This window comes from Streptomyces sp. NPDC001880 (assembly GCF_053594575.1).
The window spans coordinates 13158-37966 of record NZ_JBSFET010000060.1 but is presented as its reverse complement, the minus strand read 5'-3'; the positions used below and the strand labels follow the sequence as shown (position 1 = coordinate 37966).

Below are 24809 nucleotides of genomic sequence, written 5' to 3'. Positions count from 1 at the left end.
GGACCGTCTCGGATCCGAGACGGTCCGGGGCTCCGTCGTACGCCCTTGCCGGTTACTTGTTGCGGCCGCGCTTCTCGCGGACCCGCACCGAGATGTGGATCGGGGTGCCCTCGAAGCCGAACTCCTCACGCAGCCGGCGCTCGACGAACCGCCGGTAGCCGTGCTCCAGGAAGCCCGAGGCGAACAGCACGAAGCGCGGCGGCTTGGTACCGGCCTGAGTGCCGAAGAGGATCCGGGGCTGCTTGCCACCGCGGACGGGGTGCGGGTGGGAGGCGACGATCTCGCCGAGGAAGGCGTTCAGCCGGCCGGTGGGGACGCGGGTCTCCCAGCTGGCGAGAGCGGTCTCGATCGCCGGGACGAGCTTCTCCATGTGCCGGCCGGTGACGGCCGAGACATTGACCCGCGGCGCCCACGCGATCTGCGCGAGCTCCGTCTCGATCTCGCGCTCCAGGTAGTAACGGCGCTCCTCGTCGAGCTTGTCCCACTTGTTGTACGCGATCACCAGTGCGCGCCCGGCCTCCACGGCCATGGTGATGATCCGCTGGTCCTGGACGCTGATGGACTCGCCCGCGTCGATCAGGACGACGGCGACCTCGGCCTTCTCCACAGCGGCGGCGGTACGCAGCGAGGCGTAGTAGTCCGCGCCCTCCTGGAGGTGGACGCGGCGGCGGATGCCGGCCGTGTCGATGAACTTCCACGTGATGCCGCCGAGCTCGATCAGCTCGTCGACCGGGTCGCGAGTGGTGCCGGCGAGCTCGTTGACGACGACGCGGTCCTCGTTCGCCACCTTGTTCAGCAGCGAGGACTTGCCGACGTTCGGGCGGCCGATGAGCGCGATCCGGCGCGGGCCGCCGATCGCGGTGCCGAAGCGCTGGGCCGGGGCCTCGGGAAGCGCTTCGAGCACGGCGTCAAGCAGGTCGCCGGTGCCGCGGCCGTGCAGCGAGGAGACCGGGTGCGGCTCGCCGAGACCCAGCGACCACAGCGCGGTGGCGTCCGCCTCGCCGCTCTGTCCGTCGACCTTGTTGGCGCACAGCACGACCGGCTTGCCGGCCCGGCGCAGCAGCTTGACGACGGCTTCGTCGGTGTCGGTCGCGCCGACCGTCGAGTCGACCACGAAGACGACCGCGTCGGACGCCTCGATCGCGTACTCGGCCTGGGCGGCGACGGAGGCGTCGATGCCCAGCACGTCCTGCTCCCAGCCGCCGGTGTCGACGACCTTGAAGCGGCGGCCCGCCCACTCGGCCTCATAGGTGACGCGGTCTCGGGTGACGCCGGGCTTGTCCTCGACGACCGCCTCGCGGCGGCCGATGATCCGGTTCACCAGCGTCGACTTGCCGACATTGGGACGGCCGACGACGGCGAGCACGGGCAGCGGACCGTGTCCGGCCTCGTCGATCGCGCCCTCGACCTCTTCGAGGTCGAAGCCCTCCTCCGCGGCGAGCTCCATGAACTCCGCGTACTCGGCGTCGCCAAGCGCTCCGTGCTCGTGGTCCGAGCCGTCGGAGTGAATCTGGTCGTTCATGAAGTCCGTTCCTCTTTGCATCATCATCGATGGGCCACGACCCCGCGGCCCACTACTCAAGTCTTACCTAGCGCCCGGTGAAACGCCTGGCCTCGTCCAGATGGGCGGTCAGCCGCCCCTGGATCCGTACCGTCGCTTCGTCCAGCGCCTTGCGCGTACGCCTGCCACTGCCGCCCGCCTCGAAGGCGTCGCCGAAGACGACATCGACCCGGCTGCGCAGCGGCGGCAGTGCCGATATCAACCGTCCGCGGCGCTCGGTGCTTCCCAGGACGGCGACGGGCACGATCGGCGCGCCGCTGCGTACCGCGAAGTAGGCGAGCCCGGCACGCAGGGAGGCGAAGTCGCCCTCGCCCCTGGTGCCCTCGGGAAAGATCCCGAGCGCCCCGCCGTTCGCCAGCACGCCGAGGGCGTGGGTGATGGCGGTACGGTCGGCGGTCGTACGGTCCACCTTCAGTTGCCCGATTCCACGCAGGAACGGGTCGAGCGGGCCGATGAACGCCTCTTTCTTGATCAGGAAGTGGACGGGCCTGGGCGCGGTGCCCATCAGCATCGGACCGTCGATGTTGTGCGAGTGGTTCACCGCGAGTATGACGGGTCCGGATGCGGGAACCCGCCACGCACCGAGGACGCGGGGCTTCCACAGCCCGTACATCAGCCCGATGCCGATCCCGCGCCCGACCGCCGCACCGCGCGGCGAGGGCGAGCCCGTGGCCTGGGTCACTTCGTGGCCCGCTTCTCCTCGACGAGGGTGACGACACACTCGATGACCTGCTGAAGGGTCAGCTCGGTGGTGTCCACCTCGACCGCGTCGTCCGCCTTGGCGAGCGGGGAGGTCTTGCGGCCGGAGTCGGCCGCGTCCCGCTTGATCAGCGCCTCCTTGGTGGCGGCGAGGTCGGAGCCCTTGACCTCCCCGCTGCGGCGGGCGGCGCGGGCCTCCGGGGAAGCGGTGAGGAAGATCTTCAGGTCGGCGTCGGGCAGGACGGTGGTGCCGATGTCCCGGCCCTCGACCACTATGCCCCGCTCGGCCGCGGCGGCGATGGTGCGCTGGAGCTCGGTGATCCGGGTGCGCACCTCGGGGACCGCGCTGACGGCGCTGACCTTGGAGGTGACCTCCTGGGTGCGGATCGGGCCCGAGGCGTCCTCGCCGTCGACGGTGATCGTCGGGGCGGCGGGGTCCGTGCCGGAGACGATGACCGGCTTGGCGGCCGCGGTCGCCACCTCCATCGCGTCCTGCACATCGATGCCGTTGTTCAGCATCCACCATGTGATCGCCCGGTACTGGGCGCCGGTGTCCAGGTAGCTCAGGCCGAGCTGCGCGGCGACGGCCTTGGACGTGCTCGACTTACCGGTGCCGGAGGGCCCGTCGATGGCGACGATCACTGCGGCCGGGGCCGTACGGGTTTCCACGGTGGTGGACACCTTCCTGGTACACGGGGTGGGCGGGACGAGGGCGCGTGCGAACCCGCCCCGCACAAGGTTACCGAGTGCCGGAGCGGGTCTCTGCACCCCTGTGGACAACGGCCTCCCGGTCCCGCGGCCCCGGGCCTACTGCCGTATCGACCAGCCCCGCTCGCGCAGCGCAGCGCTCAGTGCGGGGGCCGCGCTCGGCTCGACCATCAGCTGAACCAGGCCGGCCTGCTGGCCGGTGGCGTGCTCGATGCGCACGTCCTCGACGTTGACCCCGGCCCGTACGGCGTCGGCGAAGATCCTGGCCAGTTCGCCCGGCTGGTCGCTGATGAGCACGGACACCATCTCGTACGCGGTGGGGGCGGTCCCGTGCTTGCCCGGCACCCTGACCCGGCCCGCGTTGCCGCGGCGCAGCACGTCCTCGATGCCCTCGGTGCCCTCGCGGCGCCTGGCGTCGTCGTCGGACTGCAGGCCGCGCAGCGCCCGTACCGTCTCGTCGAGGTCGGCGGCGACCCCGGCCAGTACGTCGGCGACCGGGCCCGGGTTGGCGGAGAGGATCTCCACCCACATCCCGGGGTCGGAGGCGGCGATCCGGGTGACGTCCCTGATGCCCTGGCCGCAGAGGCGTACGGCGGTCTCGTCGGCCTCCTCCAGGCGGGCGGCGACCATCGACGAGATCAGCTGCGGGGTGTGGGAGACCAGGGCGACGGCCCGGTCGTGCGCGTCGGCGTCCATGACGACCGGGACGGCACGGCAGAGCGCGACCAGTTCCAGGGCGAGGTTGAGGGCCTCGGTGTCGGTGTCACGGGTCGGGGTGAGGACCCAGGGCCGGCCCTCGAACAGATCCGCGGTGGCGGCGAGCGGGCCCGACCGCTCCTTGCCGGCCATGGGGTGCGTACCGATGTACGGCGTGAGGTCGAGGCCGAGGGCTTCCAGCTCGCGGCGCGGGCCGCCCTTCACGCTGGCGACGTCGAGGTAGCCGCGGGCGATGCCGTCCCGCAGGGCGGTGGCCAGCACCGAGGCCACATGGGCGGGCGGCACGGCGATGATCGCCAGGTCCACACGCTCCTCGGGCGCCTCGTCCGTGCCGGCACCCAGCGCGGCGGCGGTGCGGGCCGACTGGGGGTCGTGGTCGACGAGGTGGACCTGGATGCCGCGCCCGGCGAGGGCGAGGGCTGCGGAAGTGCCGACGAGGCCCGTTCCGATGACGACGGCGGTTCTCACTGGGCGATGTCCTTGCGAAGTGCGGCGGTGGCACCGAGGTACACGTGGGCGATCTCGGACTTGGGAAGGTACGTCTCGACGTGCGCCAGGATGCGCACCACCCGGGGCATGGCCCCCGCGATGTCCAGCTCCTGGGCGCAGATCAGTGGTACGTCGACGATACCGAGCCCGCGTGCGGCGGCGGCCGGGAAATCGCTGTGCAGGTCGGGGGTGGCCGTGAACCAGATACTGATCAGATCGTCCGGGACGAGGCTGTTGCGCTCCAGGACGGCGGTGAGCAGGGCGCCGACCCGCTCGTCCATGTGCCCGGCCTCGTCCTGCTCCAGCTGGACGGCTCCGCGGACCGCTCGTACCGCCACGTCGTGCTCCTCGGTTCGTCGTACGTGTCGCGCCTGCTGTCCGCCTGCGTGATCTCTCTGCCCGGTCAGCCTAGAGGGGCCGCGGGCCCGGCGGTCCGGGGTGCTCTGTCCGTGAGACGGGGCGGCACACCGTGACGGCCCGGGGCCTGCCCGGCGCTGGTCCGCCCGGTGGGCCCTCGGGCCGCTTCCGCTGTCAGAGTTGCGGCTCCCGGTCCAGCTCCTCGATCGAGCGGCCCTCCGGCGCCTCCCCCGACGGAGTCAGCTTGTCGACCCCCCGTCGGCAGCGACCGGGCGATCCCGTGGGCGGCCTGTTGCGGGGTCCCCCGCGTCCCGGGCGGCCTTCTGCAGGGTCTCGTCCGGCAGCGCCTCGCTGATCCGGGCGCCGCTGACCGCCTGGTTCTCACCGGTACCGACCCAGGACTGCGCCTGGTCGACGAGGCCGGACCCGGTGAGCATCCCGGTCAGCCCTTCGAGCGCGTTGCCACCGCCGCCCGTTCCGCCCTGGCCGCCGCCGAGTGCGCCCAGCAGCGCGCCAAGGATGTTCCCCGCGCCCCTCCGGCCGCCGCCCTGGCCGCCGCCCCGCCAAGCTGCCCACCAGACTGCCGAGATCGTTTCCTGCCATGGTTCCGCCTTTCCCAAGGAGGCGATTTATCGACTATGTCGATAAATCGCGGCCTTCTGCCACTTGAGCGGGGCGCCTGAGGGCGCTCCCGTAATCCCTGGTGCAACCCGTTTTCGCTCACATACCCTCGCCGGCATGATCACCCCTGATCCCGAGGCTCTCGTACGCGACCACACGGTCTACTCCTGCGTGATGGGCTCACGCGCCTTCGGGCTCGCCACGGAGGGGAGCGACACCGACCGGCGCGGAGTCTTCCTCGCGCCGACCCCGCTGTTCTGGCGGTTCGAGAAGCCGCCGACGCATGTCGAGGGCCCGGCGCAGGAGCAGTTCTCGTGGGAGCTGGAACGCTTCTGCGAGCTGGCGCTGCGCGCCAACCCCAATGTGCTGGAGTGTCTGCACTCTCCGCTGGTGGAGCACGTCGACGCCGTGGGCCGTGAACTCCTGTCCCTGCGTGGGGCGTTCCTCTCCCGGCTGGCCCACCGGACCTTCGCACGCTACGCATCGGGTCAGCGCAGGAAGCTGGAGGCGGATGTACGGCTGCACGGGGCGCCGCGCTGGAAGCACGCCATGCACCTGCTGCGTCTGCTGGCCTCCGGCCGGGACCTGCTTCGCACGGGCGAGCTCAGGATCGAGGTGGGCGCGGCCCGCGAGGAGCTGCTTGCGGTGAAGCGGGGCGAGGTGCCGTGGGCGGAGGTCGACCGCCGGATGAACCGCCTCGCCGAGGAGAACGACGAGGCCGCGAAGAACTCCCCGCTCCCCGCGGAGCCGGACCGGGCCCGGGTGGAGGACTTCCTGATCCGCACCCGCCGGGCGTCCGTCTCCTGGACCGAACACCGGGTACGGGACAACCCTTAGGGTCTTTCGTCTGGAATTCGTCTGGATCAGGCCGGATCAGGCCGGATCAGGGAGCGGGGTCCGGTGCGTGCGATCGCAAGGCGGAAGAGGGAGCCGGATGGGGTCTCCCCTGCTCAGCCGAAGCCGAGAGCCTGGGGGAAGGGGCCCTGGCGAACGACGACAACGCGGCAGGCGTGCGTGCCGGGCCCCGCCCGCCCGGCCTGATTCAAATGGAAGACCCTAGGACCACCGCCCCGTCAGCCGAGCCCGCACCACAAGATCGTGCAGCGCGTCGAATCCGCCGGCCACCTCGGGAAGTCCCGATTCCGCCTGGGCCTCGTCCAGCACCCCGTGCAGCGCCCCGACGTCCCGGGACAGCATCGCACCGTCGACATCCCCCGCTCCCCCGCGCTCCGCCTCGGCCTTCGCCTCGATCAGCTCGGGCAGATACGCGGGCGCCGCCACCTCTCCGACGAGGGTCGGCAGATGCGCCCGCACCTCGCCGCTGCGCATCAGGTGGATCCCGGTGAGCAGCGCCCGGAACGTGTACAGCAGCGGCTTCAGTTCGCCGGTCCTCCCGAAGAGCCGCCACTGGGTGCCGGCGAAACCCCGGTAGTGGTGGGCGTGGTTGCGGGTGAGCACACCGGGCGCCAGGTCGATCAGTTCCGCGTGCGGCTCGCTCGTGTGCACGACGAGCGGCGAGAGCAGCTGCTCCAGCACATAGCCGTTCGGCTTCAGCATCAGCCGGACGAACTTCCGCAGATCGTGCGTGACGAGATCCATCTCGGTCCCGTCCCGGTCCCACATGCGCGAGCGCGTCTCCTCGGCCTCGCGCAGACCCACGAGGTCCTCCGCGGGCAGGAGATGGACCCCCCGGAGGTCCACATCCGAATCCTTCGAGGGGAACCCGTACAGATGCGCCCCGGAGACCGTGGCGAACAGCAGTGGGTGGCGCTCTTCGGCGAGGACCGGGCCGAGGTCCGTGACCGGCAGCCCGGCCTCCTTGAGGTGCTTGGTGTCCGTACCCATGGCTCAAGAATCCCAGAGCGCCCCCAGCGCCAGCAGGTCGCTGCGGTACTCGATCCGCTCCGCCCACTCCTTGGGCCAGGCCCCGGCCCCCAGGTGCGCCCCGGCGAACGCACCGGTCAGGCAGCCGAGGGAGTCCGAGTCGCCCCGGGTGCAGGCGGCGCGGCGGAGTGCGGTGACGGGGTCCTCGGGGAAGAGGAGGAAGCAGTGCAGGGCCGTGGCCAGGGCCTCCTCGGCGATCCAGCCGTCGCCGGTCAGTTCGCAGGGGTCGGTCTCCGGGGACGGGTCGCGCAGCGCGTCCTGGACCCGGGCCAGGGCGGTGAGACATTCGTCCCAGCCGCGCTGGATGTACAGCTCGGGCGAGGAGTCGCCCGCGTACCGCCAGAGGTCGCCGAGCCAGCGCGTGAGATAGCGGCCGCTGTTCTCGTACGCGTACGAACGCAGTTGCCCGATCAGGCCCGTCGGCTCCGCCCCCTGCGCCAGCAGGTGCACCGCGCGGGCCGTCAGGTCGGACGCGGCGAGCGCGGTCGGATGGCCGTGCGTGAGGGCAGCCTGCAACTGGGCGGCGCCGGAGCGCTGTTCGTCGCTCAGTCCGGGTACGAGTCCGACCGGCGCGACCCGCATGTTGGCGCCGCAGCCCTTGGAGCCGGTCTGGCTGGCCTCCTGCCAGAGCCGGTCGCTGTCGAGCAGGCGGCAGGCGGTCATGCAGGTGCGGCCGGGGGCGCGGTTGTTGTCGGGCGAGTGGTACCAGTCGACGAACTCCTCCCGCACCGGCCGGGTCAGCCGCAGCGGGGTGAGCAGACCGCGGTCCATGGCGGTACGGATGCCCCGCCCCAGGGCCAGTGTCATCTGGGTGTCGTCGGTGACGTGCGCCGGCTTCGGCAGCCGCATCGCGCGCCACGGCCCGCACTTGGCGAGGATCGACGGCACGTTGTTGAACTCGGTCGGGAAGCCCAGGGCGTCGCCGAGCGCGAGCCCGGTCAGCGCGCCGGTGGCGGCCTGCTTGGTGATGGTCCTGGTCACGATCACGTGCTTCTTCCTTCCGGTCTCAGCAGTGGAGGGTGCAGGGCGGTGGCGGCACCCGCCCGGTAGAGCGCGGCCGGCTTTCCCCGCCCGCCGGTGCGGCGCGGCGATCCCTCCACGGCCTGGACGAAGCCGGGCGTGGTGAGGACCTTGCGCCGGAAGTTGGGACGGTCCAGCTCGACGCCCCAGACCGTCTCGTACACCTGCTGGAGTTCTCCCAAGGTGAATTCGGGCGGGCAGAAGGCGGTGGCCAGACAGCTGTACTCGAGCTTGGCGCCGATCCGGTCGTGCGCGTCGGCGAGAATGCGGTCGTGGTCGAAGGCGAGCGGGCCCAGTGCCCCGGCGTCCCACCACCGGGCGCCGACCGCGTCGCCGCCGCCGCGCGGCTCGGGCAGGTCGGGCACGAGTGCGGCGTACGCGACGGAGACCACCCGCATCCTGGGGTCGCGGTCCGGATCGCTGTAGGTGCGCAGCTGTTCCAGGTGGAGGGCGCCGGCGGTGTCCTCCGTCAGTCCGGTCTCCTCGGCGAGCTCCCGGCGGGCGGCGGACTCGGCGGACTCACGGGGCAGGACGAAGCCGCCGGGCAGCGCCCAGTGCCCCTTGTACGGGTCCTCGCCCCGTTCGACGAGCAGGACGTGCAGCCGGCCGCCACGGACCGTGAAGACGGCCAGGTCGACGGTGACCGCGAAGGGCTCGAAGGCGTGCGGGTCGTAGCCCGCGGGGGCGGCTGTGCTCATCGGCGCTCCGGCAGGGGCGCGGCGAACTTCCAGCTGTCGGCGAGCAGCGCGTCGACGGCGGCGACCGCGGTGGCCAGGCGCTCCTCGTGGGCTCCGGTGAGCTCGATGAACCGCCGTCCGGTACGGGTGAGTTCGGCCCGGAAGCGCTCGGTCATCCACGGCCGCAGCTCCTCGCCGTCGCGCAGTCCGTCGTCCTCGAAGGCGACGCCCTCGTGGTCGGTGAGCAGCCACAGGTGGTGGGCGACCCGGTCCGCGGTCTCCTCGACGAGCGGGTTGCGTCCGCCGATGTACCGCTCGTGCCAGACAGTGGTGGCGAAGGAGTCGGTGTCGCAGAAGAGCACCGGTGACCCGGTGCGCGCGGCCTCTTCCTCCTTGGCGTTCTGGGCCTCGGCGATCACCGGGAAGTCGTCGGTGGTGAAGGCGACGTCCTCCCACTGGGCCCCGGGCCACCGCTCGCGCAGAGCGGCCAGCTTCTGCTCGCTGAACTCCCGCCCGTACTCGGCGACGTATCCGGTCCGCGCCCAGACGCCGCCGCGCCCGCAGTAGTGGTCGGTGAGGGCGCGGGCCATCGTCGTGGTGCCGGTGGATTCCGCGCCGAGCACGACGATCCGGCGGGCGAGGGCGGCCCGTACGGGCGGCTCCAGGAAGTCCCAGCAGCCGACCGGGTCCTTGCGGACGGCGGTGCCGGAAACCGGGAAGACCGTGCGGTCGGGGTCGACGCAGACGGATTCGGCGCCGAACCGGCGGGCGAGTTCGTCCCCGTACGACTCCGAGGTGAAGACGGCGTCCACCGGCTCGGGCACGGCCCCGGTGAAGACGGCCATGTGCGCGTCCCAGATCGCCGCGTCGTGGAGGTCCATCCGGATGTCGTCGACGGCGCCGACGACCCGTACGTCCGGGTGCACCTCCCGCATCCAGGCCACCCGGTCGGCGAGCGGCACGGACTCCACGGAGGCGGCGCAGACCAGGACGGTCAGCCGCTCGCAGCGGTCCCGCGCGGTGCGGACGAGGTGGTGGTGGCCGGCGTGCGGCGGGTAGAACTTGCCGAGGACCAGCCCGTGTCCGTAGCTCTTCATGCCGTCGCCTCCGCCAACTGCCGCCGCTGCCCGCCGAGATCACGCTTCCAGTTGCGCAGGCCGATCAGGCAGAGCGTCAGGAAGCCTGCGTACAGCAGTGAGGTCAGATAGAGCTCCTTGTACGCATACAGCGGGATGTAGACCACATCGGCGGCGATCCAGAGCCACCAGGACTCGACGAGCTTGCGGCACTGTCCGTACGTCGCGGTCAGGGACAGGGCGGTCGTCAGGGCGTCCCAGAAGGGCACGGTCGAGTCGGTGGCGCGGTCGAGCAGCAGGGTGAGGGCGACGGCCCCCACCGCCCCCGCCGCGAGCAGCCAGGTCCATTCGGCGCGCGTGGTGCGCCGCACCGGCAGCTCCGGCGAGCCCGGTCCACCCCCGTGGGTCCAGGTCCACCAGCCGTAGGCGGCGAGGGCGATGAAGACGATCTGGAGGCCGGCGTCGGCGTACAGGCCGGACTGGGTGAACAGCAGGATGAAGAAGAGGTTGTTGGCGATGCCGATCGGCCAGTTGGCGAGGTGCTGGCGGGCCACGAGCCATACGCACAGGGCCCCGCTGCCGAAGCCCAGCACCTCGGTCCAGCTGACCGGGGTGTCGAGCACCGTCACCAGGGGTTGCTGCAGGGGATCGAGGAAATCCGCGAGACTCACGCCCGCCTCCTTAATAGTCACTCTGACTATAAAGGCGGAGCGGGCGCAGCAAAAGACCCGCGGCCGGTTCCTGTTCGAAAGTCGGGAACAGGAACCGGCCGCGGGCCGTGGAACGGACGGAGGAGGGCTACAGGCCGACCTCGCGCATCAGCATGCCCACCTCGGTGTTGGTGAGGCGGCGCAGCCAGCCGGACTTCTGGTCGCCCAGCGGGATCGGCCCGAAGGACGTGCGTACGAGCCGCTCGACCGGGAAGCCGGCCTCGGCCAGCATCCGGCGGACGATGTGCTTGCGGCCCTCGTGGAGGGTCACCTCGACCAGGTAGTTCTTGCCGGTGTTCTCGACGACCCGGAAGTGGTCGGCGCGGGCGTACCCGTCCTCCAGCTGGATGCCGTCCTTGAGCCGCTTGCCCAGGTCGCGCGGGAGCGGTCCCTGGATGGCGGCCAGGTAGGTCTTCTTCACCCCGTACTTGGGGTGGGTCAGGCGGTGGGCCAGCTCGCCGTGGTTGGTGAGCATGATGATGCCCTCGGTCTCGGTGTCCAGCCGGCCGACGTGGAAGAGCCGCGTCTCACGGTTGGTGACGTAGTCGCCGAGGCACTGGCGGCCGTCCGGGTCCTCCATCGAGGAGACGACACCGGCGGGCTTGTTCAGCGCGAAGAAGAGGTAGGACTGGGCGGCGACGGTCAGGCCGTCGACCTTGATCTCGTCCCTGTTCACATCGACGCGCATGCCCTGCTCGACGACGATCTCGCCGTTGACCTCGACGCGGGCCTGCTCGATCAGCTCCTCGCACGCCCGGCGTGAGCCCATGCCGGCCCGGGCGAGGACCTTCTGCAGCCGCTCGCCCTCCTGCTCGGCGCCCGGGTGGGTCCTGGGCGTCCTGATGTCGGGCTTGTTCGCGTACCGGTCGCGGTTGCGCTGCTCGATCTTGGCGTCGAGCTCCCGCGGACGGGACGGGGCGCCCTGGCGACGCGGACCACCGCTCCTGCCGCCCTGTGCGGGCTTCGGGCCGCCCTTGGCGCCGCCGCGGGCCGCCGCGCCGCGTCCCTTGCGGGGGCCGTCGCCGCTTTTCTCCCCGGTGGCGCCCACCTCGTAGCGGCGCTCCTCGGGCCGGGGCCGGCGGGGACGCTGCTCCTGCTTGCCGTCGCGCCCGGCGCCGGCGCCGCGAGGGTTCCGGCTGCCGCCGCTCCTGCCGCCGCTGCCGCTTCCGCTGTTCCTGCCACTGCTTCGCATCAAAATTCCGTCTTGTCGTCTGCGTGGGTATCCGGGGTGTCCGGTGCGTCCGGATCGAACGACGGCACACCCTCTAGCGTCTCAGCCTCGATCGCGTCCGCCTCGGGGAGGAAGGGCGCGAGCTCCGGGAGCTCATCCAGGCCACGCAGGCCCATCCGCTCCAGAAAGTAGTTCGTCGTCCTGTACAGGATCGCACCTGTTTCGGGTTCCGCGCCCGCTTCCCCCACCAGACCCCGCTGGAGCAGGGTCCGCATGACCCCGTCACAGTTCACGCCGCGGACCGCGGAGACCCTGGAGCGGCTGACCGGCTGGCGGTACGCGACCACCGCGAGGGTCTCCAGCGCGGCCTGGGTCAGCCGGGCCTGCTGGCCGTCCAGCACAAAGGCCTCCACGGCCGCCGCGTACTCGGGGCGGGTGTAGAAGCGCCAGCCGCCCGCCACCAGCCGCAGCTCGAAACCGCGGCGCTGCGCGGTGTACTCGTCGGCCAGCTCGCGCAGCGCGTCGGCGACGGCCCTGCGGGGCCGCTCCAGCACCTTGGCGAGGTGCTCCTCGGTGGCTGGTTCGTCCACGACCATGAGGACGGCCTCCAGCGCGGGCCCGAGGTCGAGATCCGCGACGGTGGAGCCGGTGCTCTCCTGCTGACTCATGCCTTCACATCCTCCTGGACGTCCTGCGTCTCGGGGTCGAACTCGTCCGTGACGACGGGCCCGGCCCCCTCTCCCCCGGCCCAGCGCACCAGGAGCTCCCCGAGCGCCTCGTCCTGGTCGAGCGCGACGGCCTTCTCCCGGTACAGCTCCAGCAGCGCGAGGAACCGGGCGACGACGGTGAGGGTGTCGGGGGCGTCCTCGGTGAGCGTGCGGAAGCTGGCCTCCCCCGCCTCCCGCAGCCGCGCCACCACGATCTCGGCCTGTTCCCGCACGCTGACCAGTGGGGCGTGGATGTGGTCGACATACACCTGCGGCTCGGCCTTCGGCTGCATCGCCTTCACGGCCAGCGCGGCGAACCCCTGCGCCCCGATGCTGATCACGACCTCGGGCAGCAGATCGGCGTGGTGCGGCTCCAGCCCCACGGTCCGCGGGAACCGCCGCCCCTCCGACACCATCCGGTCGCTGAGGATCTCCGCGATGCGCTTGTACGCGCGGTACTGGAGCAGCCGGGCGAAGAGCAGGTCCCGCGCTTCGAGCAACGCCAGGTCCGCCTCGTCCTCCACCTCGGCGGCGGGCAGCAGCCGGGCCGCCTTGAGGTCGAGCAGGGTCGCGGCGACGACAAGGAACTCGGTGGTCTGGTCCAGGTCCCAGTCCGGCCCCATGGCGCGGATGTACGCCATGAACTCGTCGGTGACCTTCGACAGCGCGACTTCGGTCACATCCAGCTTGTGCTTGGCAATGAGCTGGAGGAGCAGGTCGAACGGCCCCTCGAAGTTCGCCAGCCGGACGGTGAACCGCCCCTCGTCGGGCTCGGGGAGCCCTGATGGCTCCGGCGCCTCGGCGGGCGTCTCCACGGGCGCTTCGGGCGCCACGACAGGTGCCTCGACGGACGGCGGCGGCGCGGGGCTCTCCGCGTCGGTGCCCCCGCCGTCCGTCGGCTCCGGCTGCCCGGACCGGCCGCCCGGACCGCGCCCCAGGGGGCGGCGGGGGGTGCGGGCGGGCTCGTCGGTCGTCGGCATGAAGATCCAGGGGCAGCGGGATACGGGCGGCGGGCCGTGGCCCGTACGGGAGGGGCCGGAACCGCTCCGTCGGCGGTCGCCCACCGGGCAGGCTACCGGCGCCTCACCCGTCAGCGGCCGCGCAACCGCCGTACGAGGATGCTCGCGTCGCCCCGCGACTCCAGGTCCGCGAGCACCACCGCGACCGCCTCACGGACGATCCGTCCGCGGTCGACCGCGAGCCCGTGCTCCCCGCGAAGTACGAGGCGGGCGTGTTCGAGGTCCATCAGCTCCTCGGCGGAGACGTAGACAGTGATCTTCTCGTCGTGGCGCTCGCGGCCGCTGGGCCGTCGGTTCGCCCCGCGCCCGGCTCCGCGCCTGCGCTGCTGCTGGACGGCGGGAGCGGAGACCGCCTCCTGCGCGGCGGATGAGGCGGCCGCCGGTGCGGGCTGCTGGGGCCTGCGGCCCGCCTGCGCGGCCATCGCGCCCCGGTCGCCGTCGCGGTTGCGCAATTCCGCAGCGTCGGCGTCGGCTGCGGAGTGCTCCTCGCGCGAGGCGCCGTCGGTGGCCGGCGCCGGGTCCGCCCCGGCTCCGTCCGCCCCGGAATCGCTCTCGCCGGCCGGACCGGGCACCCGGGCCTCACCGTTCGCCTTGCGCCGCCGGTCCGCCGGGGACGAGGCCTGGAGCCCCATTCCCCCGGTGGTACGGAACAGTTCGTCGGCCCCGGGCAGACTCACTCGGCGTGACACCGGGCGAGCACCTCCCTGGCGAGCTGGCGATAGGCGGCGGCACCGACCGAGTTGGAGGCGTACGTGGTGATGGGTTCACCGGCGACCGTGGTCTCCGGGAAGCGCACGGTGCGCCCGATGACCGTGTGGTAGACGTGGTCGTCGAATGCCTCGACGACGCGCGCGAGAACCTCACGGCTGTGCACCGTACGGGAGTCGTACATGGTGGCGAGGATGCCGTCGAGCTCCAGATCGGGGTTGAGGCGCTCCTGGACCTTCTCGATGGTCTCGGTGAGCAACGCCACACCACGCAGCGCGAAGAACTCGCACTCGAGCGGCACTATGACCTTGTGGGCAGCCGTGAGGGCGTTCACGGTGAGCAGGCCGAGCGAGGGCTGACAGTCGATCACGATGTAGTCGTAGTCGGACATCAGCGGCTTCAGGGCACGCTGCAGCGTGGACTCCCGGGCCACCTCGCTCACCAACTGCACCTCGGCGGCCGACAGGTCGATGTTGCTGGGCAGCAGGTCCATGTTCGGGACCGCGGTCTTCAGCAGCACCTCGTCGGCCGACATGCCCCGCTCCATGAGCAGGTTGTAGACCGTGAGGTCGAGCTCCATCGGGTTGACGCCGAGCCCGACCGACAGGGCTCCCTGCGGGTCGAAGTCGACGAGCAGGACGCGCCGCCCGTACTCCGCGAGCGCGGCGCCCAGGTTGATGGTCGACGTGGTCTTGCCGACGCCGCCCTTCTGGTTGCACATCGCAATGATCTTCGCGGGACCGTGGTCGGTCAGCGGGCCCGGGATCGGGAAGTAGGGCAGGGGGCGACCGGTCGGGCCGATCCGCTCGCGGCGCTGGCGGGCGGCGTCGGGCGCGAGGGTGGCCGCGTACTCCGGGTCGGGCTCGTACTCGGCGTCGGGGTCGTAGAAGTGCCCCTGGGGCACCTCGTCGAAGTCGGCGAAGGGGGCGGTCTCCCGGCCACTCTCGTTGCCGGCCATGGCGTTCACGTGTAGGCCGTCCATCATCTGGGGGGCTGTCGTCATGTGCTGTTGGGTGGCGAAGGTGCGGACAGCGACGGAGCCGACAGCCTCCAGCCCGATCGGGCTCTGGCCCCGTGCGGGCATCCCTGGATGAACACCCCCGGGAGTAAATGTCGACTCATTCACAAGTCGTCTTACCTCCTTGGACGTGACCAGGAAACTTGTCGATAGGTCAGCGTGGCACCATGCCGACGTTTGGCGACTCTATGGCGTGTCACCGCTCCGCAGCAACACAATCCGCCGGACCCGGCCCGATGTGTCGGCAATCGAACACCCCGCTGTCAAGGGCGCGCAGCCACCGGGGTGCGGTTTCAACGGGTGAACGAATCGGCTGAAGAGTTACGTTCGAGACGAGTTGAACGGGGTCCCCGCAGGGGCCCGACATGCCTCCGGCCGGACCTTGCTCGGCAAGGTCCGGCCGGACGCGTGAAGTTGACGGAAGAGGTTGACCCGTCAGCCGAGGAGCGCGCTCAGCTCGACGTGCTCCAGACCGTGCGCTTCGGCGACCTGGCGGTAAACGACCTGCCCGTCATGGGTGTTGAGACCCTTGGCGAGCGCGGCGTCACGGCGCAGCGCCTCGGCCCAGCCGCGGTTGGCGAGCTCCACGATGTACGGCAGCGTGGCGTTGGTGAGGGCGTACGTGGAGGTGTTCGGCACCGCGCCCGGCATGTTCGCGACGCAGTAGAAGACCGAGTTGTGGACCTTGAAGGTCGGCTCGGCGTGCGTCGTCGGGTGGGAGTCCTCGAAGCAGCCGCCCTGGTCGATCGCAATGTCGACAAGAACACTTCCGGGCTTCATCTTGGCGACGAGCTCGTTGGTGACCAGCTTCGGCGCCTTCGCGCCGGGGATGAGCACCGCGCCGATGACGAGGTCGGCCTCGACGACGGCCTTCTCCAGCTCGAAGGCGTTGGAGACGACCGTCTGCACCTTGGTGCCGAAGATCTTGTCGGCCTCGCGGAGCTTGTTGATGTCCTTGTCGAGGAGCGTGACGTGGAAGCCCAGGCCGACGGCGATCTGCGTGGCGTTCCAGCCGGAGACGCCGCCGCCGATGACGACGGCCTTGCCGGCCGCCGTGCCCGGGACGCCGGCCGGGAGCACGCCGCGGCCGCCGGCCGAGCGCATCAGGTGGTAGGCGCCGACCTGGGGAGCCAGGCGGCCAGCGACCTCGGACATCGGGGCGAGCAGCGGGAGCGCACGGCTCGCGGTCTCGACCGTCTCGTAGGCGATGGCCGTGGTGCCCGACTTGATCAGCGCGTCGGTGCACTCGCGGGAGGCGGCGAGGTGCAGGTAGGTGAAGAGCGTCTGGTCCTTGCGGAGGCGGTGGTACTCCTCGGCGACCGGCTCCTTGACCTTGAGCACGAGGTCGGCGGCGGCCCAGACCTCGTCGGCGGTGGGCAGGATCTGCGCCCCGGCGGCGACGTACTCCTCGTCCGTGATGGAGGAGCCGGCACCGGCGTTCTCCTCGACGACGACCTGGTGGCCGTGGCGGACGAGCTCGTTCACACCGGCAGGCGTGATCGCCACGCGGAACTCGTTGTTCTTGACTTCGCGGGGGATGCCGACCTTCACGTCGATCACGGTCCTTGGCTCAGAGGGTTACCCGGACATAGCTACACATACCCGGATAGAAACTATGTAAATGGAGACACCGCGAACACACGCGGCAGAGCCATTCTAATGAAGGGTTTCGTGCTGTCTAGCCTTATAAAGCATTATTTTTCTGTCGCCACACTACGGATTTCGCAGGTCACGCCCTCTTGACTCAGCAATCTGTCGGCCAGACCCCGGTGCAGCCCGGCCGCTGCCGGGTCACCGAGCCTGTCGAGAGTGTCGGCCAGCCGGAGCTCCAGCGCCGCCTGAAGCCGCACGTCCCCCGCCCGCCTGGCCCACTCGACGGCCTCCTGGCAGGTGTGCAGGGACTCGTGCGGACGGCCCGCGTACTCCTGCACCCGTGCCGCCTCGCTGAGCGCCCGCGCCTGGGCCGGCACGTCGCCGAGCCTGCGGTACCCGGCGGCCGCGGCGCGCCAGTTGCGCAGCGCCTCGCCGTACCGCCCGGCATAGGTGTGGACGGCGCCGAGCCGCCCGTACAACCGCGCCTCGTCGGCCCGCTCCCCCTGGCTGAGCCGCTGCGCCAGCGCGCGGCCGTACCAGTCGGAGGCCCGCTGGAAGTCCCCCAGCTCGGCATAGGCACCGCCTACGGATTCCATCGCGCGGCCGGTGGCGTACAGGTCCTTCGCGGCCCGTCCCGCGTCCAGCGCGGCCCGGTAGCGGGCCAGTGCCTCCCGGGTGCGGCCGGTCCTGGCGTCGAGGTCGGCGAGATTGAGCAGCGCGGCGGCCCGCTCGCGCGGCAGCTCCCTCCGCTCGGCGACGGCCAGCACCAGACCGTGCAGCCCGTACAGCTCGGGCGCGGCGGCCTCGGTGCCCCGGTGCACGGCCAGCGCCCGCACCAGCGCGGCCACCAACCGCCTTGCCAGGGTGTCGAGTTCACCGTCCTCGACGGCGATCCGGGCCGAGGCCAGCAGGGCCGGCCGACGGATCCTCAGCCATTCGGCGGCCGCCTCGGGGCTGGGGAAACGCAGCGAGCGCGGCAGCCCGGCAAGCTTGCGGCGGGCCGGGGATCCCTCGGGTTCGGTGACCGCCCGGCAGGACTGCAGCAGCCGTACGGTCCGCTCCAGCATCCGGGCCCTGGCCAGCTGGATCTCCGCCGGCCGGTCCCTGGCCTCCAGCAGCGCCCGCAGCAGCGGCGCGAGGCAGCCGGGCACCTCGTACTGCGGCTGGTCCGCCCCGTTGCTGTGCAGCAGCCCGAGCGCCACGAAGTCGTCGAGGGTCGTCTGGGCGGCCGAGACGGAGCAGCCGGCCAGTGCGGACGCGGTGTGGGCGTCGGCGAGTCCGGCGGGGGCGAGGGCGAGCAGTCGCAGTATCCGGGCGGCCGTCGGCGGCAGCGATTCATGGGCCAGCCGGAAGGCGCGGGCCAGCGGGCGGGAGCCGGTGGACCGCTCCGTGTCGTCGGGCAGTTCGCGCAGTTGCCTGGTGGCATCGGCGACCGACGCCATGGGGCGGGCGGCGAGCCAGCCCCCGACCATGGCCAGGGCGGCCGGCAGCCCGCCGCACTCCTCGGCGAGGGTCTCGGCGGTCCGCGGGTCGACGGTGATCCTGACCTCTCCGATGACGGGGGCGAGCAGCCGTACGGCGGAGCCCGCGTCCAGGCCGCCGATGGTGCAGGGGCGGACGCCGGGGATGCCGGTCAGCGGGCCACCGGAGGTGGCGACGACCAGGCAGTCCGGGTTGTCCGGCAGCAGCGGGTCGACCTGCTCCGCGTCCGCCGCGTCGTCCAGGAGCAGCAGGGCGCGGCGGCCGTCCAGCTCCTTGCGGACCATCTCGGAGAGTTCGTCCCCGTCCGCGCCGGGCGGCCCGGTGACACCCAGCTGGTCGAGCAGTTCGCGGGCGGTGCGCTCGGTGGGCACCGTCGCGCCGCCGGGTTCGGTGAGCCGGGCGCGGAGCAGTCCGTCGGGGTGGCCGCCGGCGACGAGCAGCCTCCGGGTGAGTTCACCGGCGAGTGCGGTGCGTCCGGAGCCGGGGCGTCCGGCGATCAGCAGGACCCGGGCGCGGGCGGCCTTGCGGCCGGCCAGGGTGTCCAGGCCGGCTCTCTCGATGTCGGCCCGCAGTTCCTTCAACTCTCGGGCGCGGCCGAAGAATTGGGGTGGGGCGGCGCCGGACGGCTCCTCGGTTCCCGCCGCCTTGGCCGGGCCGCTGGTGTCCACCGCCTGATCCGTCACGGGCCACGCTCCACTTCGCTGCACGCGTCGCCCGCCGGCGACTCCGGTCAGGGCATTCCGAGCGTAGTTCAGGCGTGCGGACGATTTCCCTGGAGCGCGGCGCGGAGGTCCCCCGAACGGATCAGCATCTTTTCCGATCGAAGGACCTCGGTGGGCCGTTCAGCGGCCCCTGGGGCCACCGCCGGCCCTCGGACCGCCGGTCCTCCCCTACGGCCCGTCAGGCCTCGAACGGGCGGGCCGGCCACGGCGCCTCGGCCGGACGCAGCGACTCGATCCCGTCACCGGCGAGGACCGCCGCCAGCGAAAGGACGCCCACCACCAGGCAGTTGTTGTGCAGCTCCCCCGCGAGCACGCCCCGTACCAGCTCCTGGAGCGGCACCCGGGCCAGCTCCATGTCGGCCTCCTCCTCGGAGACCTCGAAGCGCTCCCCGTCGGCCTCGGAGAGATTCCGGGCCAGGAAGATCCGTACGGCTTCGTCGCAGCCGCCCGGCGTGGTGTAGACGTCGGTCAGCACCCGCCAGTCCTCGGCCTTGGCGTACGCCTCCTCGTAGAGCTCGCGCTGTGCCGCGTGCAGCGGGTTCTCGCCGGGGACGTCGAGCAGTCCGGCCGGGATCTCCCAGAGCTTGTGACGCACCGGGTGGCGGTACTGACGCAGCACGACGACCCGGCCGTCGTCGTCGAGCGCGAGCACGGCGACCGAGCCCGGGTGGACCTGGTAGTCGCGGCGGACGACCGTGCCGTCCGGCATCACCACTTCGTCGGTGCGGACGCTGGTCTTGTTGCCGGTGAAGGGCGTCTCGGTCGCGGTGACCTGCCACTCCTCGGGCGTGTCCTGGAAACCCATCTACGTCCTCCCACGAAAAACAGGAACCGGGGTACGCGTCCTCAGCGGATCCGTACCCCGGTCAACGTTAATGCCTGTGCGGTGCCGGACTACTTGCCCGACGAGGCGGGCTTCGCGCCACCGGCCTTCGCGCCCGTCCTGCGCTCGACGGCCGCCTTCACCAGGCCCGCGAAGAGCGGGTGCGGGCGGGTCGGGCGGGAGCGGAGCTCCGGGTGCGCCTGGGTGGCGACCAGGTAGGGGTGGATCTCGCGCGGGTACTCGACGTACTCGACGAGTTTGTTGTCCGGGGAGGTGCCGGAGAAGACCAGCCCGGCCTTCTTCTCCAGCTCGGCCCGGTACGCGTTGTTGACCTCGTAGCGGTGGCGGTGGCGCTCCTCCACGTACGGCTGGCCGTCGTACGCCTCACGGACCAGCGAGCCCTCGGCGAGCTTCGCCGGGTACAGGCCGAGCCGCATGGTGCCGCCGAGGTCGCCCGCGCCCTCGACGTACGCCAGCTGCTCCTCCATCGTCGAGATGACGGGGTGCGCGGTGGCGGCGTCGAACTCGGTGGAGTTGGCGTCGGGGATCTCGGCGAGGTTGCGCGCGGCCTCGATCACGATGCACTGGAGGCCGAGGCAGAGACCGAGCAGCGGCACCTTGTTCTCGCGGGCGTACTGGATGGCGCCGATCTTGCCGTCGACACCGCGGTCGCCGAAGCCGCCGGGGACGCAGATCGCGTCGACGTCGCCGAGCTGCTTCGCGGCACCCGCCGAGGTCTTGCAGTCGTCCGAGGCGACCCACTTGACCTTGACCCGCGCCTTGTTGGCGAAGCCGCCGGCCCGGATGGCCTCGGTGACCGAGAGGTAGGCGTCGGGCAGGTCGATGTACTTGCCGACGAGCGCGACGGTGATCTCGTGGTCGGGGTTGTGGACGCGGTCCAGCAGGTCGTCCCACGTCGTCCAGTCGACGTCGCGGAACGGCAGGTCGAGCTTGCGCACGACGTAGGCGTCCAGGCCCTCGGTGTGCAGCACCTTCGGAATGTCGTAGATCGACTTGGCGTCCACGCAGGCCACCACGGCGGCCTCGTCCACGTCGCACATCAGCGAGATCTTGCGCTTGATGGCGGTCGGTACGTCGCGGTCGGCGCGCAGCACGATGGCGTCCGGCTGGATACCGATGTTGCGCAGCGCGGCGACGGAGTGCTGGGTCGGCTTGGTCTTGAGTTCGCCGGACGGGCCGATGTAGGGCAGCAGCGAGATGTGCACGACGAAGACGTTGTCCCGGCCGACCTCGTGGCGGACCTGGCGGACGGTCTCCAGGAACGGCAGCGACTCGATGTCCCCGACCGTGCCGCCGACCTCGGTGATGACGACATCGACGTCGTCGGTGGCCATGCGGCGGATGCGGTGCTTGATCTCGTTGGTGATGTGCGGGATGACCTGCACGGTGTCACCGAGGTACTCGCCGCGCCGCTCCTTGGCGATCACCTGCGAGTAGACCTGGCCGGTGGTGACGTTGGCGGAGCCGTCGAGGTCGACGTCGAGAAAGCGCTCGTAGTGGCCGATGTCCAGGTCGGTCTCGGCGCCGTCGTTGGTGACGAAGACCTCACCGTGCTGGAACGGGTTCATCGTGCCCGGGTCGACGTTGAGGTACGGATCGAGCTTCTGCATGGTGACCCGAAGGCCGCGCGCCTTGAGCAGGGCGCCGAGGCTGGAGGCAGTCAGACCCTTGCCGAGGGACGAGGCGACACCCCCGGTGACGAAGATGTGCTTGGTCGTCGTGGATGTGGGCTGCATAGCCAAAGGGGGCTCCCGTGGTCGCGATCGTGAGGTGCGTACCGGCGTTTTCGTCCGGAGACTCCGGAGGCGCCGTCGCTGCGGTTCGGGGGCCTCGTCTGCGGTTGCGGACGACCACCGGTCCACGGGCTACCAGGGTATCAGCGCCGAGGGGACCCCGCTCCCGGCCGCATTGCCACGCCCACCTCGCATGATCACCACGAGTACCCGTACACACACTCGTTCGGTCCAGACGTGTTGCCGAGACCGTCGCGCAGATCATCGAGGTGCGTCGTATCCTGCTCGGACACTTGCCCCGGGCGAGGTGACACGTTCGCAGGTCCCCACAACGACCCCTTGCGACGACCTCTTGACCCGCAGTAATGCCCTACGGGGCGACATGGCCGTTCGACTGGAGATGCACGTGGCCGGGCGCATCGAGGATTACGCACTCATCGGAGACATGCAGACCGCCGCCCTGGTCTGCCGGGACGGCACAGTGGACTGGCTGTGCCTTCCCCGCTTCGATTCGCACGCCGTCTTCGCGGGACTGCTGGGTACCGAGGAGCACGGCTTCTGGCGCCTGGGACCCGCGCGGGCGGACGGGACGCAGCCGCCGTCCGCGGACCGCCGCCGCTACCGCGGGGACTCCCTCATCCTGGAATCGGAGTGGGACACACCGCGCGGAACGGTCAGAGTGACCGATTTCATGCCGCCGCGTGACGGCGCACCGCAGGTGATCCGGATCGTGGAGGGGATCAGCGGCCGGGTGCCGATGCGCTCGGAGCTGCGCATGCGGTTCAGCTACGGCCGGGTCACCCCGTGGGTGCACAAGGTCGACGGCCGCACGGTCGCCGTCGCGGGCCCGGACTCCGTCTGGCTTGACACCCCCGCCGACACGTACGGCGAGAACCTCACGACGTACTCCGACTTCACCGTGGCGCCGGGTGACCGGATCGCGTTCACCATCAGCTGGCAGCCCTCGCACCACGGGCCGCCGGCTCTGCCGGACCCGGAGGGTTCGCTGGACGCGACCGCGGACTTCTGGCGCGATTGGGTCGAGCAGTGCACGTACCACGGGCCCTACCGCGAGGCCGTGGTCCGCTCCCTGATCACCCTCAAGGCCCTGACGTACGCGCCGACCGGCGGCATCGTCGCCGCGCCGACCACCTCCCTGCCGGAGGACATCGGCGGCTCCCGGAACTGGGACTACCGCTACACCTGGCTGCGTGACGCCGCGATCACGCTCTCCTCGCTGCTGCGCACCGGCTACCGCGAGGAGGCCCGCGCCTGGCGCGAGTGGCTGCTGCGAGCGGTCGCCGGCGACCCGGAGAACCTGCAGATCATGTACGGCATCGCGGGCGAGCGCGAGCTGGGCGAGGCCGAGCTGGACTGGCTGCCCGGCTACGAGAACTCCGGCCCGGTCCGGGTCGGCAACGGCGCGGCGGGCCAGCTGCAGCTGGATGTGTACGGCGAGGTCACCGAGGCACTGCACCTCGCCCACATGACCGGCCTGACCCGCAACGACTACGCGACGGGCCTCCAGCTCAAGCTGATCGAGTACCTGGAGAAGCACTGGGACGAGCCGGACGAGGGCATCTGGGAGGTGCGCGGGCCGCGCCGCCACTTCGTCCACTCGAAGGTGATGGCCTGGGTCGCCGTCGACCGCACCATCAAGCTCATCGAGTCCGGGGACGCGGAAGGGCCGCTGGAGCGCCTGCACGAGCTGCGCGACGAGATCCACCACGATGTCTGCGAGCGGGGCTACGACCCCGAGCGCAACACCTTCACCCAGTCCTACGGGTCGAAGGAACTGGATGCCTCGCTGCTGCTGATCCCCCAGATGGGCTTCCTGCCGCCGGACGACAAACGCGTGATCGGCACGATCGAGGCGATCCAGCGCGAGCTGTCCACCGAGGACGGCTTCGTACTGCGCTACCCCACCTCCGGCGAGGACGCGGGCGTCGACGGCCTGGAGGGCGACGAGGGCGCCTTCCTGGCCTGCTCGTTCTGGCTGGCGGACGACCTGGCGATGATCGGCCGGGTCGACGAGGCGCGCCAGCTCTTCGAGCGGCTGCTGTCCCTGCGCAACGACCTGGGCCTGCTCGCGGAGGAGTGGGACTCCCGGCTGCAGCGCCAGGTGGGGAACTTCCCGCAGGCCTTCAGCCATGTGCCGCTGATCGACACGGCGCTGCGTCTGACGGCGAGCGGGGCGTACGTCGGCTGACCCCCGGGTCACGGGGCGGGCGGAAGCCGCCCGCCCCGTGAGGTCTCACTGCGCCCCGGTCACGACCGGCCGCTTCGACGGCAGCCCCCACTCGCTCCAGGACCCGTCGTACACGGCCTGTCCTCGGTATCCCGCGAGTTCCGCGCCCAGCGCCAGGACGCACGCGGTGACACCCGATCCGCAGCTGACGACCAGCCGCTCGCGCTCGCCGGCGAGGGCGGCGAACACGGTGCGCAGCTCATCGGCCGGGCGCATCCGCCCGTCGCACTGGAGCTCGCCGAAGGGCAGGTTGACCGCCCCCGGCATGTGCCCGCCGCGCAGTCCCGGCCGGGGCTCGGCGACGGCGCCGGTGAACCGGTCCCGGGAACGGGCGTCGAGGACCAGCGCGGCCGGGTCGGCCAGGGCCGCCGCCACCTCCTCGCTGCCGACGAACATCCCCGCGCGCGGCCGTGCGGTGAAGTCACCGGGCGTCGCGGCGGGCACGGGCCCGGCGCTCTCCAGCGGCAGCCCGGCCCGGGCCCAGGCGGGCAGGCCACCGTCGAGCACCGCGACCCGGTCGAAGCCCATCGCCCGCAGCATCCACCAGGCCCGCGCGCTGGAGTAGATGCCCGCTCCGTCGTACACGACGACGGTGTCGGTGCCGTTCACGCCGAGGGAGCGCAGCTCCTCGGTGAACCGGCCGGCGTCGGGCATCGTGTGGGGCAGCGGGCCCGAGTGGTCGGACAGCGTCCCGTCGATGTCGAAGACCCGCGCTCCGGGGATCCGCAGCTCGCCGCCCCGGTGCGCACCGACCGAGGCGTCGAGGACGACCGTTCCCGGCCGCCCGAGCCGCCGCGCCAGCCAGTCGGTCCCGACCAGCGGGCCGGGTGGCTCCTGACTGCTTGCGTACACCGATTCCTCGTCGCCCACGGCTGCTCCAGCTCCTGATCCGGATGTGAGGGCCACTCGGCCCGAACCGCGCGGCGCCCACAAGATCGCAGCGGCGCTCGTCCCGTGTCAACAACGGTTCGCGGCCCCCGGAACTCCCCCAGTGGCTCCCCCGACGACGCCTCGGGCGCCCGGGGCCGGTACCTTCCTGAATCAG

The 24809-nt window shown here is 71.5% G+C and carries 23 protein-coding genes; 2 read left to right on the top strand and 21 right to left on the bottom strand.

The annotated features are described in order from the left end of the window. Positions 1–52 precede the first annotated feature (52 nt). The 6 genes from der to ACWCQ6_RS26045 form a co-directional block, all read right to left on the bottom strand. Positions 53–1522, bottom strand: coding sequence for a ribosome biogenesis GTPase Der (gene der, locus ACWCQ6_RS26070; RefSeq protein ID WP_072484253.1), 1470 nt, complete (start codon positions 1520–1522; stop codon positions 53–55). 67 nt (positions 1523–1589) lie between these two features. Further along, entirely contained in the window at positions 1590–2243 is a 654-nt protein-coding gene (locus ACWCQ6_RS26065) for a lysophospholipid acyltransferase family protein (RefSeq protein ID WP_451093079.1), read from the bottom strand. Next, complete coding sequence (cmk, locus tag ACWCQ6_RS26060; RefSeq protein ID WP_072484251.1) at positions 2240–2941, bottom strand: (d)CMP kinase; 702 nt, start codon at positions 2939–2941, stop codon at positions 2240–2242. Before cmk ends, ACWCQ6_RS26065 begins: the two co-directional genes overlap by 4 nt. 126 nt (positions 2942–3067) lie before the next feature. Next, positions 3068–4153 (bottom strand): prephenate dehydrogenase, encoded by a 1086-nt coding sequence (locus ACWCQ6_RS26055; protein ID WP_451093077.1) that lies wholly within the window; start codon positions 4151–4153, stop codon positions 3068–3070. Continuing rightward, complete coding sequence (gene aroH / locus ACWCQ6_RS26050; protein WP_451093075.1) at positions 4150–4512, bottom strand: chorismate mutase; 363 nt, start codon at positions 4510–4512, stop codon at positions 4150–4152. The genes ACWCQ6_RS26055 and aroH overlap by 4 nt, the downstream gene beginning before the upstream one ends. A 258-nt stretch (positions 4513–4770) precedes the next feature. Continuing rightward, positions 4771–5151, bottom strand: a complete 381-nt coding sequence (locus tag ACWCQ6_RS26045) for a YidB family protein (protein ID WP_451093073.1) — start codon at positions 5149–5151, stop codon at positions 4771–4773. Between the two features lie 118 nt (positions 5152–5269). Here ACWCQ6_RS26045 and ACWCQ6_RS26040 point away from each other — a divergent pair, with 118 nt between their 5' ends. After that, on the top strand, positions 5270–5989 hold the full coding sequence (locus ACWCQ6_RS26040; RefSeq protein WP_451093071.1) for a nucleotidyltransferase domain-containing protein: 720 nt from the start codon (positions 5270–5272) through the stop codon (positions 5987–5989). 219 nt (positions 5990–6208) lie between these two features. On the opposite strand, the gene ACWCQ6_RS26035 is transcribed toward ACWCQ6_RS26040, so the two are convergent. The 14 genes from ACWCQ6_RS26035 to ACWCQ6_RS25970 form a co-directional block, all read right to left on the bottom strand. Next, positions 6209–6997 carry a nucleotidyltransferase domain-containing protein gene (locus tag ACWCQ6_RS26035; protein WP_451093069.1) on the bottom strand — a complete coding sequence of 263 codons (789 nt, stop codon included), beginning with the start codon at positions 6995–6997 and terminating at the stop codon, positions 6209–6211. A gap of 3 nt (positions 6998–7000) precedes the next feature. After that, positions 7001–8023, bottom strand: a complete 1023-nt coding sequence (locus tag ACWCQ6_RS26030; protein WP_451093067.1) for an ADP-ribosylglycohydrolase family protein — start codon at positions 8021–8023, stop codon at positions 7001–7003. Continuing rightward, positions 8020–8754 carry an NUDIX hydrolase gene (locus tag ACWCQ6_RS26025; RefSeq protein WP_451093065.1) on the bottom strand — a complete coding sequence of 245 codons (735 nt, stop codon included), beginning with the start codon at positions 8752–8754 and terminating at the stop codon, positions 8020–8022. Before ACWCQ6_RS26025 ends, ACWCQ6_RS26030 begins: the two co-directional genes overlap by 4 nt. Continuing rightward, complete coding sequence (locus tag ACWCQ6_RS26020) at positions 8751–9830, bottom strand: AAA family ATPase (RefSeq protein WP_451093063.1); 1080 nt, start codon at positions 9828–9830, stop codon at positions 8751–8753. The genes ACWCQ6_RS26025 and ACWCQ6_RS26020 overlap by 4 nt, the downstream gene beginning before the upstream one ends. Beyond that, positions 9827–10480 (bottom strand): nicotinamide riboside transporter PnuC, encoded by a 654-nt coding sequence (gene pnuC / locus ACWCQ6_RS26015; RefSeq protein ID WP_451093061.1) that lies wholly within the window; start codon positions 10478–10480, stop codon positions 9827–9829. Before pnuC ends, ACWCQ6_RS26020 begins: the two co-directional genes overlap by 4 nt. Before the next feature lie 127 nt (positions 10481–10607). Further along, positions 10608–11711 (bottom strand): pseudouridine synthase, encoded by a 1104-nt coding sequence (locus tag ACWCQ6_RS26010; protein ID WP_451093059.1) that lies wholly within the window; start codon positions 11709–11711, stop codon positions 10608–10610. After that, a complete protein-coding gene (scpB, locus tag ACWCQ6_RS26005; protein ID WP_406252239.1) occupies positions 11711–12358 on the bottom strand; it encodes an SMC-Scp complex subunit ScpB in 648 nt (215 codons plus the stop codon). Before scpB ends, ACWCQ6_RS26010 begins: the two co-directional genes overlap by 1 nt. After that, positions 12355–13377: a segregation/condensation protein A gene (locus ACWCQ6_RS26000; protein ID WP_451093056.1), complete on the bottom strand. Its 1023-nt coding sequence runs from the start codon at positions 13375–13377 to the stop codon at positions 12355–12357. Before ACWCQ6_RS26000 ends, scpB begins: the two co-directional genes overlap by 4 nt. 110 nt (positions 13378–13487) lie before the next feature. Continuing rightward, complete coding sequence (locus ACWCQ6_RS25995) at positions 13488–14093, bottom strand: hypothetical protein (RefSeq protein ID WP_451093085.1); 606 nt, start codon at positions 14091–14093, stop codon at positions 13488–13490. After that, positions 14090–15208, bottom strand: coding sequence for a ParA family protein (locus ACWCQ6_RS25990; protein WP_451093054.1), 1119 nt, complete (start codon positions 15206–15208; stop codon positions 14090–14092). The genes ACWCQ6_RS25995 and ACWCQ6_RS25990 overlap by 4 nt, the downstream gene beginning before the upstream one ends. A gap of 369 nt (positions 15209–15577) precedes the next feature. Next, the gene (gene ald, locus ACWCQ6_RS25985; RefSeq protein WP_451093083.1) at positions 15578–16693 is read right to left on the bottom strand and encodes an alanine dehydrogenase; all 1116 of its coding nucleotides are present in this window, start codon (positions 16691–16693) and stop codon (positions 15578–15580) included. A 143-nt stretch (positions 16694–16836) separates the two neighbouring features. Continuing rightward, positions 16837–18900, bottom strand: coding sequence for a tetratricopeptide repeat protein (locus ACWCQ6_RS25980; RefSeq protein ID WP_451093052.1), 2064 nt, complete (start codon positions 18898–18900; stop codon positions 16837–16839). Between the two features lie 217 nt (positions 18901–19117). After that, a complete protein-coding gene (locus ACWCQ6_RS25975) occupies positions 19118–19744 on the bottom strand; it encodes an NUDIX domain-containing protein (RefSeq protein WP_451093050.1) in 627 nt (208 codons plus the stop codon). A gap of 89 nt (positions 19745–19833) precedes the next feature. Beyond that, on the bottom strand, positions 19834–21519 hold the full coding sequence (locus tag ACWCQ6_RS25970; protein ID WP_451093048.1) for a CTP synthase: 1686 nt from the start codon (positions 21517–21519) through the stop codon (positions 19834–19836). Positions 21520–21898: 379 nt separating this feature from the next. Between ACWCQ6_RS25970 and ACWCQ6_RS25965 the strand changes: the two genes are divergently transcribed. Next, on the top strand, positions 21899–23725 hold the full coding sequence (locus ACWCQ6_RS25965; protein WP_451093046.1) for a glycoside hydrolase family 15 protein: 1827 nt from the start codon (positions 21899–21901) through the stop codon (positions 23723–23725). Between the two features lie 45 nt (positions 23726–23770). On the opposite strand, the gene ACWCQ6_RS25960 is transcribed toward ACWCQ6_RS25965, so the two are convergent. Next, entirely contained in the window at positions 23771–24634 is an 864-nt protein-coding gene (locus ACWCQ6_RS25960; protein WP_451093044.1) for a sulfurtransferase, read from the bottom strand. Positions 24635–24809: the final 175 nt, after the last annotated feature.